The 13,000-nt window shown below is 60.6% G+C and carries 12 protein-coding genes and 4 tRNA genes; all 16 read right to left on the reverse strand.

Annotation, left to right across the window (positions count from 1 at the left end; all coding sequences use genetic code 11):
* Positions 1-3: 3 nt before the first annotated feature.
* The gene (locus PMW70_RS07530; RefSeq protein WP_416378077.1) at positions 4-969 is read right to left on the reverse strand and encodes a pseudouridine synthase; all 966 of its coding nucleotides are present in this window, start codon (positions 967-969) and stop codon (positions 4-6) included.
* Positions 956-1,684: an SMC-Scp complex subunit ScpB gene (gene scpB, locus PMW70_RS07535; protein WP_271744428.1), complete on the reverse strand. Its 729-nt coding sequence runs from the start codon at positions 1,682-1,684 to the stop codon at positions 956-958. Before scpB ends, PMW70_RS07530 begins: the two co-directional genes overlap by 14 nt.
* 11 nt (positions 1,685-1,695) lie before the next feature.
* On the reverse strand, positions 1,696-2,508 hold the full coding sequence (locus PMW70_RS07540; RefSeq protein ID WP_117861900.1) for a segregation and condensation protein A: 813 nt from the start codon (positions 2,506-2,508) through the stop codon (positions 1,696-1,698).
* A gap of 84 nt (positions 2,509-2,592) precedes the next feature.
* Positions 2,593-3,276 carry a site-2 protease family protein gene (locus tag PMW70_RS07545; RefSeq protein WP_271744430.1) on the reverse strand — a complete coding sequence of 228 codons (684 nt, stop codon included), beginning with the start codon at positions 3,274-3,276 and terminating at the stop codon, positions 2,593-2,595.
* A gap of 9 nt (positions 3,277-3,285) precedes the next feature.
* Positions 3,286-3,582 carry a hypothetical protein gene (locus PMW70_RS07550; RefSeq protein WP_164473297.1) on the reverse strand — a complete coding sequence of 99 codons (297 nt, stop codon included), beginning with the start codon at positions 3,580-3,582 and terminating at the stop codon, positions 3,286-3,288.
* Complete coding sequence (locus PMW70_RS07555) at positions 3,569-5,602, reverse strand: ABC-F family ATP-binding cassette domain-containing protein (protein WP_271744432.1); 2,034 nt, start codon at positions 5,600-5,602, stop codon at positions 3,569-3,571. Before PMW70_RS07555 ends, PMW70_RS07550 begins: the two co-directional genes overlap by 14 nt.
* A gap of 75 nt (positions 5,603-5,677) precedes the next feature.
* A tRNA-Ala gene (locus PMW70_RS07560) sits at positions 5,678-5,750 on the reverse strand.
* A gap of 623 nt (positions 5,751-6,373) precedes the next feature.
* A tRNA-Ile gene (locus PMW70_RS07565) sits at positions 6,374-6,449 on the reverse strand.
* 177 nt (positions 6,450-6,626) lie between these two features.
* The gene (locus PMW70_RS07570; protein ID WP_271744434.1) at positions 6,627-7,745 is read right to left on the reverse strand and encodes an IS1249 family transposase; all 1,119 of its coding nucleotides are present in this window, start codon (positions 7,743-7,745) and stop codon (positions 6,627-6,629) included.
* A 264-nt stretch (positions 7,746-8,009) separates the two neighbouring features.
* Positions 8,010-8,082, reverse strand: a tRNA-Ala gene (locus tag PMW70_RS07575).
* A gap of 543 nt (positions 8,083-8,625) precedes the next feature.
* Complete coding sequence (locus PMW70_RS07580; protein ID WP_117767068.1) at positions 8,626-9,783, reverse strand: hypothetical protein; 1,158 nt, start codon at positions 9,781-9,783, stop codon at positions 8,626-8,628.
* Between the two features lie 394 nt (positions 9,784-10,177).
* Positions 10,178-10,252 (reverse strand) — tRNA-Val (locus PMW70_RS07585).
* Positions 10,253-10,492: 240 nt separating this feature from the next.
* Positions 10,493-10,996, reverse strand: coding sequence for a Fic family protein (locus tag PMW70_RS07590; RefSeq protein WP_271744435.1), 504 nt, complete (start codon positions 10,994-10,996; stop codon positions 10,493-10,495).
* 8 nt (positions 10,997-11,004) lie between these two features.
* A complete protein-coding gene (locus tag PMW70_RS07595) occupies positions 11,005-11,190 on the reverse strand; it encodes a hypothetical protein (protein ID WP_117767072.1) in 186 nt (61 codons plus the stop codon).
* 11 nt (positions 11,191-11,201) lie between these two features.
* Positions 11,202-11,891: a helix-turn-helix domain-containing protein gene (locus PMW70_RS07600; RefSeq protein ID WP_271744436.1), complete on the reverse strand. Its 690-nt coding sequence runs from the start codon at positions 11,889-11,891 to the stop codon at positions 11,202-11,204.
* Positions 11,872-12,540: a DUF3990 domain-containing protein gene (locus PMW70_RS07605; RefSeq protein ID WP_117767075.1), complete on the reverse strand. Its 669-nt coding sequence runs from the start codon at positions 12,538-12,540 to the stop codon at positions 11,872-11,874. The genes PMW70_RS07600 and PMW70_RS07605 overlap by 20 nt, the downstream gene beginning before the upstream one ends.
* Positions 12,541-13,000: the final 460 nt, after the last annotated feature.

Genomic DNA, 13,000 nt, shown 5'->3' on the forward strand with positions numbered 1-13,000 from the left:
TGCCTAGCCTGTGTAGCGCTCGCGGTAGGTGTTGCGCTTGGGTGCGGAGCCGTGGCTGCCGTGGTGACGCGTGCGGCTGGCGGGCGTATCTTGGGGCTTGCCGCCGTTGCGCTTGGCGCTCGCCTGCTTGGGCGGGATGCCGCCGCTTTTAAGGATCTGCACCTCGCGGTCGGTGAGCTCGCGCCATGAGCCCTTGGCCACGCCCTCGAGCTCAAGGCCGGCAAAGTTGCAGCGGTGCAGGCGGATCACAGGATGGTGAATCTTGCCCAGCATGCGCTTGACCTGGTTTTTACGACCCTCGCGGATTATGACCTCCACGGCGGTGGTGCCGGGTTTGACGCCCTGGGGAGCTACGGCCTCGGCCTCGCGCGCGTTGATGACGCGGCAGATCGCCGGCTGGCACAGGCCGTCGTCGAGCTCGATGCCGCTGCGGAGTGGTTCCAAGTCGCGGTCGGACAGCCGTCCGTCCACGAGCGCCTGGTAGGTCTTGTAGACGTGCTTGCTGGGGTGCAGCAGATCCTGCGACAGGTCGCCGTCGGTGGTAAAGAGCAAAAGGCCCGTGGTGTCGCGGTCCAGGCGGCCCACTGGAAACAGGCCCGGAAAGCGGTCGCGCGGGACCAGGTCGGCCACGCAAGGGCGCTCCTGCGGGTCGCTCATGGTGGTGAGGTAGCCGGTCGGCTTGTAGAGCATCAAGTACACGGCGCCCTGGTTGAGCCTGACGGGCATGCCGTCGATCTCGATGTGATCGTGGTCGACGTCGACCTTGGTGCCCAGCTCGGTCACGACCTCGCCGTTGACGGTCACGCGGCCGGCGGTCATTAGGTCCTCCGAGCCACGGCGGCTCGCCACGCCCGCGCGCGCCAAAAAGCGCTGCAGGCGCATGGTATGCGGGTAGACGGGCTGGGCGTCGGTTGCGGGTACTGCGTTGCCCATGGCACGCGTCTCCCCTACTTCGTTAGTCCTCGTCATGTAAATCCTCCGAGGTCTCGTCGACGACCAGGGTTTCCAAGTCCTCGACTGCCTCAACATCTTCAACATCGGTATCGAGCAGTTCGCGCTCTTCGTCCAGGTCATCGGCCTGCTCCTCGAGCGTGGACTGAATGCTACGACCGCTCAGGCGCTCGCGGATAAACCGGCGCGACTGCTCGTCGGGGGCAAACTGCTCCAGATCGGGCAGGTCGCGGGTGGAGCGCAGACCGAACTTTTCCAAGAAGGCGTTGGTCGTGCCGTAGATGATCGCCTGACCGCGCTGGGGGTCGCGACCGAGCTCGCGCACCAGACCCTTGTCCACGAGCGATGCGATGACGCCGTCGGAATTGACGCCGCGGATGCCTTTGACCACCTCGCGCGTCACGGGCTGGTGGTATGCGATGACGGCCAGGGTTTCGAGCGCCGCCTGCGACAGCTTTTGCGTGTCCCAGCTCAACACATAGGCCTCGACCACATCGTGGTAGGCGGGATGCGTAAACAGGCGCCAGCCGCCGGCGACCTCGCGCAGCTGAAAGCCGCGGTTGGCTTCCTCGTACTCAACCTTGAGCTCGGCGAGCAGCGATGCGCATTCGCCGGGGGCGATATCTAGCGCACCTGCCAGCGCAGGCGCGCTCACCGGATCGCTCGACACCAGCAGCAGCGCCTCGAGGGCGCCTTTGAGGCTGTTTGCCTCCAGCGTGGAAAGGGTTGACATGGTTGCCGCTCCTATTCGGTGAGCTCGGGGCCATCGCCGGGCACGTATGCCTCGGCGCCCTCGACTCGGTTGATGCAGATGGTTCCGAAGATCTCGTCCTGGCTCAGCGTGAGCGAGCCGCGCTTGGCGAGCTCGAGCATGGCCAGGAAGGTAACGACGAGCTGCTCGGTGGTGGCGTCGCCGTCCAACAGCTCGCGGAAGGTGCAGGTTTGGTGCGCCATGGTAAAGCGGTCGACTGAGGCCACGGTCAGGTCGAGCGGAACGCGATGCGGCGCCACGTGCTCGGCCTCCAGTAAGAAGGTCTGGCGCTTGCCGTCCAGGTCGGCGCAGATGACGGCCAGGCCGCGCAGGGTGATGCCAGCCAGGTAGTCGGGCATGAGGCCCAAAAACTCCGGGTCGGGGCCGGCCACACGCGGATGCATACGGCTTTCGGCCTGCATCCGCGCGCCAAGGGCTGCCGCCGCGCCCTTAAACTGCTTGTAAGCAATCAGGCGCTGAATCAGGACCTCGCGCAGGGCGTCGCCGTCGAGCGTACTGAGCTCCTCGAGGTCTTCGTCGAACTCGTCATCGTCGTCATCGACTTTGCGCGGGGCCTCCTGCGGTACCAGAGAGGCGGCCTTGATGTCCAAAAGGGTTGCCGCGACCAGCAAAAAGTCGCTCGCCACGTCCAGGTCCAGCGCCTCGATGCGCTCGGCCTCGGCAAGGTACTGCTCGGCCACCTCGCTAATGGAGATGGCGCCGATATCTACTTTTTGGCGGGTTACCAGCTGCAGCAGCAGGTCGAACGGTCCGCTGTAGACCTGCGTCGACACGCGATACGACATCTTCGACCTCCTTTGACGGCGCCTTCGCGGCGCGGTTTGGGTGCATGTTACGACCGTTTTGCACGGTCGACCTGTAAGTTTACCTTAGATGCCGGCGATTGCGAAGTTGAGCAGCTGCTCAGCGAGCGGATACACGGTAACGTCGAAATAGCGGCCGATCACGTCGATGCCGGTCCACATGGGCAGCAGATACAGCACAATGATGAGTATGGGCATGGCGTATTGCTGCAGGTGGTAGTAGTTGTTGAGCGCCTTGCCTTTGAGGAAGGGCACGATGATCGACGAACCGTCGAGTGGCGGGATCGGGATGAGGTTGAAGAACGCGAGTGACAGGTTGACCACGATAAAGGTGGCGCCGAAGTTCATGATCTGTGATGCTACGGCAAAGGACATGCTGGTGTAGAGGTTGCCGTACGTTGCGTGCATGAGGGCGGCCGCGAGGCACGCGAGTGCGATGTTCGATGCGGGGCCGGCCGCACTCACCAGGACCTCGTCACGCTTGGGGTGCTTGAGGTTGTTGAGGTAGACCGGCACGGGCTTGGCGAAGGCGAACACGGGACCGCCGGCCGCGAGCATGAGCAGCGGCAGGATGATGGTGCCAAACGGGTCGATGTGGTTGAGCGGGTTGAGCGAGACGCGGCCGCGCGAACGGGCCGTTTTATCGCCGAGTGCCCAGGCCGCGGCGGCGTGCGCGCTCTCGTGGATGACGATGCCCACGATGACGGCGACGGCGCTGGCGAGCAGGTTCATGAGGTGGCTGCTGGACATGGCGCTCCCCTAGCGGACGCGGCGCGAGGCGCGCGTGAGCAGGTAGTCGGCCACAAACAGGATGACGGCGACGATGGCGTAATCCAGGCGGAAGACGCCGCCAAAGGGCGACGTGATGACGCCGTAGCCGGCGATGGCGCTCGGCAGCGCGCGTGAAAGCTCAACGACAAAGCCTACGATCTGCAGCTTGGCGGTGAGGCCGCTAAAGCACAGCAGCACGGTCATCGCGCTCATAAAGATGCCGCAGATGCGACAGGCGATGGCGATGATGCTCATCGCCACGGCAGCGGCCTTACGAGAGTTCACGCGCGGTCTCCTCTTCGATCTGGGTGGAAAGCTCCAGCCATTCGTCCTCGAGCTTGGGCAGCTCTTGCTTAAGGCCGTTATATTCCCCCAGCGCGGCGTTGAACTTGTCTTGATCGGCATAAAGCTCTTCGCTTGCCATCAATTCCATAAGCTCGTCATAGCGGGCACGCTTTTTGTCGAGCTCCGTCTCGATCTTCTTGAGCTGGTTACGCACGCCCTTGAGCTTTTTGTTGAGCGCAGCGCGGGCTTGGGCCTCGGCGCGCTTTTGCTCCTTGGTCTTTTTGCCCTCGGCAGGCTTGGGGGCGGCGACGGGGGTGTCGGCCTGGGCGGCGCTGGCCTTGGCGGACTTGGTCGTGGCCGGCGCGCTCTCCGTGGACGCCTCGGCGGCGGCGCGGGCTGCGAGGTCCTCGCGCTTGTAGAGGTAGTAGTCGTAGTCGCCGTCGTAGACCGTGACTTTGCCGTCGCGGATATCGATGACGCGGTTGGCCACGGCGCGCACCAGGTGCTCGTCGTGGCTGATCAGCACGATGGTGCCGGGGAAGTTTTGCAGGGCGTTCTCGAGCATGTCCACCGAGTCGATGTCTAGGTGGTTGGTGGGCTCGTCCAGGCACAGGAGCGCCTCGGGTGCTACGAGCATCTTGGCGAGCGCCAGACGCGCCTTTTCGCCGCCGGAGAGGACGCGAACCTGCTTTTCGATTGCGTCGTTGTCGCTAAACAGGAAGGCGCCCAGTAGGCTTCGCTGCTGCGGCACGGTCCACTTGGGCGTGACGGTGTCGATCTCTTGCAGAACGGTGTTGGACTCGGTCATGCCCTCGAGCGCGTGCTGGGCGTAATAGGCCACGCCCACGTTGGTGCCCAGGTCGCGGGTGCCGGTGGTGGGCGGCTCCAGTCCGGCGATGATCTTCATGAGCGTGGACTTGCCGGCGCCGTTGGGGCCGACGAGCGCCACGTGCTCGCCGCGGTAGAGCTTGAGGTCGATATCGCTGTAGATGTGTTTGTTGCCGTAGGACTTGGAGACGCCCTCCAGGCCCACGACCATATCGCCGGAGCGCGGTGGGTCAGGGAACTTAAAGTCGATGTGCTTGTGGCCCTCGGGCAGGATGACGAGCTCCTTTTTGATCTGCTCGATCTTGCGGATGCGCTCCTGAGCCTGGGCAGCCTTGGTGGGCTTGTAGCGGAACTTGTCAACGAAGACCTGCATATGGGCGATGTCGCGCTCCTGGGCGGCGCGCTTGGCGCGCATCTGCTCCAGGTTGTCCTCGCGCTGCTTGAGGTAGCTGCTGTAATTGCCGGTGTAAGTGGTCACGCGACGGTTTTCGAGTGCGGCGACGTGGTCGACGCAGGCGTCCATAAAGGCGCGGTCGTGGCTGACGATGAGGACGGCGCCGTCGTAGTTGGCGATAAAGCCGCGCAGCCACTGGACGCTTTCGAGGTCCAGGTGGTTAGTGGGCTCGTCCAGAAGCAGCAGGTCGGGATGGCGCAGGAAGAGCTTGGCGAGCGCGATGCGCATCTGCCAGCCGCCCGAGAACTCGGAGCATGGGCGCTCAAAGTCAGTGACCTTAAAGCCCAAGCCGGACAGGATCTTGCGGGCGTTGCTCTCGAGCTCGTAGCCGCCCAGGTGCTCAAAGCGGTCCTGGACCTGGCCGTATTCGTTGAGGAGTGCGTCGACGTCCTCGCCCTGCTCGGAGAGCTCGGTGATTTGGGCCTGCAGCTCGTTAGCGCGCTCGCCCATGCGGCGGATTTCCTTGGCGGCGGCCATGACCTCGGCAAGGATGGCGGTGTCCTTGTGCTCCAGATTAGTTTCCTGCTCTAGGTAGCCCACCTGGCAGTCCTTTGCGTACTGGACCTGGCCGGAGTCGGGACTGTCGATGCCCATGATGATTTTGAGCATGGTGGTTTTGCCGGCGCCGTTGGGGCCCACGAGCGCGAAGCGCTCGTGGGGGTTGATCTGGAAGGACGCGCCGCTAAAGAGGACGCGTGCGCCGAAGCTTTTTTCGATCTTGTCGACCAGGAGGATCATGGTGCCGCCTTTGACCTTGTGTGCCAATATGAAAAAAGGCCCCAACTTGCGTTGGAGCCTCATTCAATGCTCGGGTGGAGACGAGGGGGATCGAACCCCTGACCTCTTGACTGCCAGTCAAGCGCTCTCCCAGCTGAGCTACGCCCCCGTGCGAAGAAGTACTATACGGGAACTCCCCCGCCGATGCAAGGACAATTTCGGAAAAACTTTCGCCCCGCGCGGCGTGGGAACGCAGCCGGCCGCGGATGCAGGCGCGGGAACGGGCCCCGAAGCCCCGCGATGCCCTTTCCGCCCGCGGGGACGCGCCCCGCGGGCGGCGGCCACGCCGCCGCCCTCCTCCCCGGCGCCCTCGGGGCATCTCGGATCCCGCCGTCCGCCGTTTATCGCCTCCGCAGCGCGGTCCGCCATCCGCCCAACGGCCGTCCCGCCGGCGCCGGGCCCACTATCGGGTCCAGCCGCGCCCCCGCCCGCCCGGCGATTTCAAAACCATGCCGGTTTACGGGGCCAGGCCGGGAAGCCCCGAGCATGCCGCAATCGGCAAAATCAAGACCGCAGGTAGGCGACTTGCGCATTCCGTGAAATGCAGGGTATGGACGGCCGGTCCGGGTCCAGCCCCGTAATCCGACATAGTTTTGAAATGGTTCTTGTCAACCAGCATTAACAATTACGTGGATTTGAACCGCAAGCGTTTATCAAGGCAATTTGGCAGGCATGTGAAGTGGGAACTTTGACAAAAAGAGGCCAGGCTATTTGCCAGGCCTCTTAATTCTCTGGTGGGCCCTCCGGGATTCGAACCCAGAACCCAGGGATTATGAGTCCCCTGCGCTAACCGTTGCGCCAAGAGCCCTTATAACGTGGTGGATATGATAGAGACCGTCAGAACCAGTCCCCCATCTTGAACCACGACGTGAAATACTACCATGCACGCGGCACCCGTTCAACGCACGATCTTGTCGACCAGAAGGATCATGGTGCGGCTTATAGGACAAAATGTGTGTCCCGATAGAACATCCGTTTCCATCCATTAATCCAGCCAGAACGGGTACGGGTCCCTGTGGTGGAGGTCCTCCCACACGGCCCTGTCGCCCCACTCCGGCCCTCCGTCCTCGCGCGACGGCGAGGCGGAGTAGACGCTGAACAGGAAGTCGATGTCCGCGTCGGTCGGCATCGCGGCGAGCTTCTCGCGCGCCGTCCTCGCGTCCCCCGAATGAGCGTGGCACCACCAGAACACCGCCTTAACGCGCTTGACGGACGTCAGCCCCCGGTGGTTGCGCAGGACGGCCCTCAGCTGCGAGTTCACCCCTCCCTCGATCATGTTGTTGGTCGACGGCAGCGGGCCGGCCTTGGCAAGGGCGGGGTCGAGGTAGGTGAACAGCGTCCCCGCCGACACCAGCGACGACAGCGACGAGCGCGCCCGCCTCAGCCTCTCGTGGGTGTAGACCCTCCTGCCGTCCACCACGGTCCTGTCCTCCAGGAAGTCGGCCCAGAACCCGCACCAGTCGAGGTGGCGCTCGACCCAGAGCTCCGCCCGGTGCAGCGTCTCGATGCCCATGAGGTCGCGCGCGATGAGGTAGAGCTCGCGCCCCGCCTGGAGCTTCGGCCGCGTCGTCGTGTAGCGCTTGACCTGCGAGAAGGCGTGGAAGGTGCACCTCTGGACCCTGGTGCGCGGCCAGGTCTCGCGCACGGCCTTGGCGAACCCGCTCCCGCCGTCGGTGACGACCACCTCGGGCGCCGGGATCGGCGCCATGAGGGCCGACCACGCCCTCGAGTTCTCGGACCTTGCCGTGTACCAGGAGACCACCCTCTCGCCGCTGCAGCATATGAGCACGACGAGGTCGCGCGCGACCCAGATCCCGTCGACGTAGAGCACGCGGTGGAGCTCGCCGTCGGGGACGGGCATGGGCCAGACCTCCCAGAACTCGGCCGTCCTGCGCCTGAAGGACCGCCCGCCGCCCGGCATCGCGGCCTGCGAGTCCTTCGAGAGGAGCCACCCGAGGAACTCCTCGAGCCTCGCCGCCGTGTCGTCGTACCTCAGCGTCGTCGACGCGCCGCAGGCCGTGCACCTCCACCGCTGGGACCCCGATGAGGTCCTGCCGTTGCGCTTGGTCCGACCGCCGCAGTAGGGGCAATAAACGGCCTTCATGGGCACCTCTTCCGAAAGGGTGTTTAACGGTTCCGGAAAAGGTTATCTACCTGCGGGAACGATAGGCAACCGGACACACATTCTGTCCGAGCGGTTAAAAGCGGGCACGGAATTTAAACGGCTGAAAAAGGGGCATCGACCTGCGCCGATGCCCCTAAAGTGGACACACATTTTGTCCTATAAGCCCATGGTGCCGCCTTTGACCTTGTGTGCCTATATGAAAAAAGGCCCCAACTTGCGTTGGAGCCTCATTCAATGCTCGGGTGGAGACGAGGGGGATCGAACCCCTGACCTCTTGACTGCCAGTCAAGCGCTCTCCCAGCTGAGCTACGCCCCCGTGCGAAGAAGTACTATACGGGAACTCCCCCGCCGATGCAAGGACAATTTCGGAAAAACTTTCGCCCCGCGCGGCGTGGGAACGCAGCCGGCCGCGGATGCAGGCGCGGGAACGGGCCCCGAAGCCCCGCGATGCCCTTTCCGCCCGCGGGGACGCGCCCCGCGGGCGGCGGCCACGCCGCCGCCCTCCTCCCCGGCGCCCTCGGGGCATCTCGGATCCCGCCGTCCGCCGTTTATCGCCTCCGCAGCGCGGTCCGCCATCCGCCCAACGGCCGTCCCGCCGGCGCCGGGCCCACTATCGGGTCCAGCCGCGCCCCCGCCCGCCCGGCGATTTCAAAACCATGCCGGTTTACGGGGCCAGGCCGGGAAGCCCCGAGCATGCCGCAATCGGCAAAATCAAGACCGCAGGTAGGCGACTTGCGCATTCCGTGAAATGCAGGGTATGGACGGCCGGTCCGGGTCCAGCCCCGTAATCCGACATAGTTTTGAAATGACACTAATTCACTGGCAACCAAACTAGATCGTTCTAGTTCCTTATCGCCGGCTAATTTCCGATGTCCATCCAGTTGCACAAAACATTTGCTCGCAGTCGCGTCTCGGCGCACTTCATTGCCTCGGATTTGGCTTTATATCGAATCCCCAAACGGCTGCAAACGCTTTTGACTATGATGTCTAGCTGCTTTTTGTCGTTAAGCATATCGTGGGTTACCAGGAACACGTCGAAACCCATGCTCTGAAGCGCAGTCATACGCTCCGCATCGTGGTCAAGTACCGCGCCTGATCCATGGATGACTTCACCTTGGATCTCGATAATTACTGCCTTCATTAGCATTGGGTTTACAATCACGATGTCCCCGTAGCAGACCTTTTGACCAGCGATGCTTTGGGCAGCCTCGGATAGAGGGGTTAAATCGTTGAGGTACACGTATCTGAATCCTGAACCACCTAGACGTCGAGAACGACTTAGGAGCAGGACCCCCGCAACCTCGAGTGGAGATGCAGCAATGCCGATAACCTGCTGAGCGGCATCATAAAACTGCTTTCCCCACATTTGACTTTTGACCTTGTCGGCGAAACGATGCAGGTCGCTCAGTTCGATGAGCGGCTTTCTCATCCAAAGAGAAGTACCTTTGAGTTTCGTAACCTCTCTTCCATCCTCACGCTTGCTTGTTTGGCCATCACTATCTGGGTCCTTTACGGTTGCGCGGGCATAAACTCGTTTCCAGGGAATCTCGTCTTCGCCTTCTCCAAGTTCGAACAGATCCTGCGTGCTGGAATTGCGATTCTTTTCTACCGCCAGTTTTAACTGCATTTCGGCAGCGGGAGCCGGCTCGAAAACAGAAAACCAGCCGCAAAGTTCGTACATAGCCAGTACGAGATCTATTTGAGACACAAAGCGTGTCATAGTAAATAACGTGTTTAGCGGATTGGTGACACTAAAGCCAAAATGAGTGTCGATTGTTGTGCCGGCATCCGATGCCCCATCCCAGCGAATTGTAGAGCGCAATCCCGAGTGGTGATTACAACAACCTGGCGAAGCAACAGCGATGATCGGGGTCTTGAGGACGTCGGTTACGAAAGGGGCTTGGGATAGAGCTCGCCAACCGTCTTCGGTGTTGGGCAGGCGCGGGTAGAGGTCGCGCACCTGCGGTGGGCAGCGCCAGTAGCGGAATGCGGTGTTTGCGCAGACGATTTCGTCCATTTGCGCCTCCCCTGGTTTCGGCCGCGGGCCGTGCGGATTGCGGACATCGCCGATTATCTACTGGGGCATCATGCGGGTAAGTACCGGAAGCTGACCAAACGCTGGCCAATAGCTTGACGAGTTCTGCCAAAAATCCCTCGTGTGATAGAAATCCGCTGGAAGGAGCTCTGGGCGTGTGGTCCCTGTCTCCACATTTGCGCTCGTATCATATGGGTAATTCAATGAAAATACGCATGCGTTATATACAAAACGTGCAATGACGTCAGCAAAAAGGGTGCGATATAAAATGACGCCTTAGATGACTACGATTTGATTTTGGTGTCAGTTTTGGTGTCAAGCTTGATGTCAAAAAGAAAAAGGTCAGAGGCTTAACTCCTCTGACCTGCGCTTTAGATGGTGGGCGATACAAGATTCGAACTTGTGACCCCATCCGTGTGAAGGATATGCTCTACCCCTGAGCCAATCGCCCGTCGCCTTTCGGCAAAAGAGATACTATCATAGCCTCGCGTTGTTTACCAAGAACTTTTTGCCCTCGAATTCAAATTCTTGGGCACATGCCGTTCCATCACAAACAAGGCGTCCAGCAAACCAGCAGCTAAACCACCATTTACCGCTTGATCCACGAGGTCTCGGGGCGGCAGCACAGGGCGCTGGGGATCTCCATGTGGTGTCCAATCAATTCAATAACCGGCGTGCAGATGCTTTGATTCTATACGTGCGACGGGTCGCCTATGCCCGCAATGCAACCGCGGCGCAGCTCCTCGGCGAGCCCGCTGGTCGTACGGTTTCCGGATACGAGGTCCTGGATCCAGGCATAGTACTGGTTGTCTTTGGGATCGGGGCTGTCGGACAGCACGACCGGAGTGCCGGCGAACCTTAAGACGGACAATGCGTAGATAAGGCTGGTACGTTTGTTACCGTCCTCGAAGATGTGGTCCCTGACCATGTGCTCTGCCACGTAGGTGACCTGGTCAAAGATGTCTGCGAAGCGATCGGCCGGCGATTGACCGAATATTGTACAGAATGCACCCGCAAGTACGGACTCGACGCGTCCAAGCTCAAGCGCGGCCCGGTCGCCTGTGGCGTCGGTTGTATAGCAGCGCCCGACCGTCATCAGCGTGCCGTGTAGGCGCATCGCGGCCGCGGCCATAGCTTCGAGCGAACCGGTATCATCGAGCACGAGCGGCACGAACGGATGAGCGCTCCGCTGCATAGCCGCCATCATGAGTTCTCCAAGAGCTTGAGCGCGTTGGGCATGCCCGCTATGGTCTGCCGAATAGCTTCGTCGATTGACGTGACGCCGTCGAGCAAATTCGGAGATGCTGAATTTACCTCGAGCGCAGATGAATGATCTTCTTGAGCAACGCAATCAGCTCCGTCATCTTGTTGAACGTAGTTCCAGGGCATGTCTACCTCCTCTATAGCCTTTCGGACGGAATAGCCCGCGAGTCGTACTCCAGGGCGATCGGTTGCCAGACGAGGTCTTCGATGGCGCAGCTTAGGGTGTTTGCGAGCGCCAATGCCGAAGAGACCGAGGCGCGGCGTAAATCCAGCTGATTCTGTTCGTAGAGCTGTATAGCGCGAAGTTTAACCCCCGATTGGGCGGCCAGCTGTTTTTGCGTTAGGCCGGCCGCCTTTCGTGCCGCCTTGAGGCCCTTTTTGTCTGCCTGGGCTTTGTTCCATTTATCGATGACAATCTGGGCGAATTTGTCTTCGGAAGCTTCGAGAAGCGGATGGTACGAACCGATTATCCAATCGAGTGGGGCGACTTCAAGTAGTTCGCTAAAGCCCAGGCTGCTTACCCATTGCGTATAGGCCAAAACCCAGCCCGCCCAATACTGAGGCGAACGGTCGAACGGATAGGTCTCCCTGCATTCGGCAGGCTTTAGCCCCGCCCGAGCGATAATTTCGCGCGCGAGCTCGTCGCCCGTCATGCCGCAGACGACACGAGGCATACCGCGCTCAAACTGTTTCATCTCAATAGTGTTCGACAGGATCGCCGTCAGCTCGGCTGGATTCAAACCTTGGTCGCAGAGGGCGAAATCGACTGCCTCGCCCAGCGTTCTCATGGCATCCTCGAGATACATCTCACTGTAGGCGTGGATCATTTTCTGTCATCCCCTCTCGAACGATATCGACGATACGAATTCCCTCAAACGGGTTTTCGGTAAGCAATTCCCGATACTGCGCCCTTGCCAACTCATCTCGGTCCTTGGCCAATGGGCCATATAGAGCTTGTGGCGCACGTTCAAATCCAGCAAAACGAATGCTCTTAAACGCGCGCTCGCTTTTGAGCACAATCTGTTCTCCAGGGTTACCGAGCCTCATAGCTCGACCGAGCTGGTCAATGGTGATCGTATTGTTTACAAACGCCCTGGCATAGCTGAAGTACGAGTCATCCGCACGCCATCCTCTAATCACATCGTAAGCGTTAGCATCTGGCAAAAAATGATCGCGAAGGTATTCGCATGCCCCCACAGCGACGGCGGTGTCCTTTCGGAATGAACGATGCTCTACAAGCAACGCTATCCAATGCAGAACTGAATATTGCGGCGATAGCAGGTCGAGTACCTTGAGATCGGCCATGTCGAGTTCATATCGATTTGCAAAGCCGTCTGCGTCCCTAGAGCATGCCCATTCCCTTGCAAGGTTGAGGCTCTCTGTGCAATAGAATCCCTGTCCATAGTCGTTATGGACTTTCCCCAGGCCAATCTGGGGAGTCTCAATGATCTTCTGAGAACCATGCCACAGTTCCACGCGAGTCTCCTAACAGGTATCGCCCTAGCGATAGTATAGCACACTATCGCTAGGGCGATACCTGTATTCAGAGAGCAAAAGGGTGTATGGAACCGAGTTTGAGTTCAATACCGGCTTCTAAGACTCTCCGAGTCCGGAAGTATGCGGCAAAATTCAGACTTGTTGACCACGCTGGAGCACATCAACGCTTCTACCTGCGGCTTCTTTGCGCCAAAAGGGCGGTGTGGTCGGGGGTTCCGGAATTTGCCGCATACTTCCGTTTTGAGTATTCGGAAATGCGGGGAAAAACCGAGATCTGTCGACCAGACCCTGGTTTTATGCTTCCGTGACCTGCGGTTTTGTACGTAAAAATTTGGTTGCGCTCGGCGGGTTCCGATCCCCCCCCCATTACAGTCTGAAGTGGGCCACCGATAAATTTCGATGGCGAGCATTCGGCGCATTGCCTACGATACGGGCAAGC

Origin of the sequence: Collinsella aerofaciens, assembly GCF_028209625.1 — a bacterium.
GTDB lineage: Bacteria > Actinomycetota > Coriobacteriia > Coriobacteriales > Coriobacteriaceae > Collinsella > Collinsella aerofaciens_AM.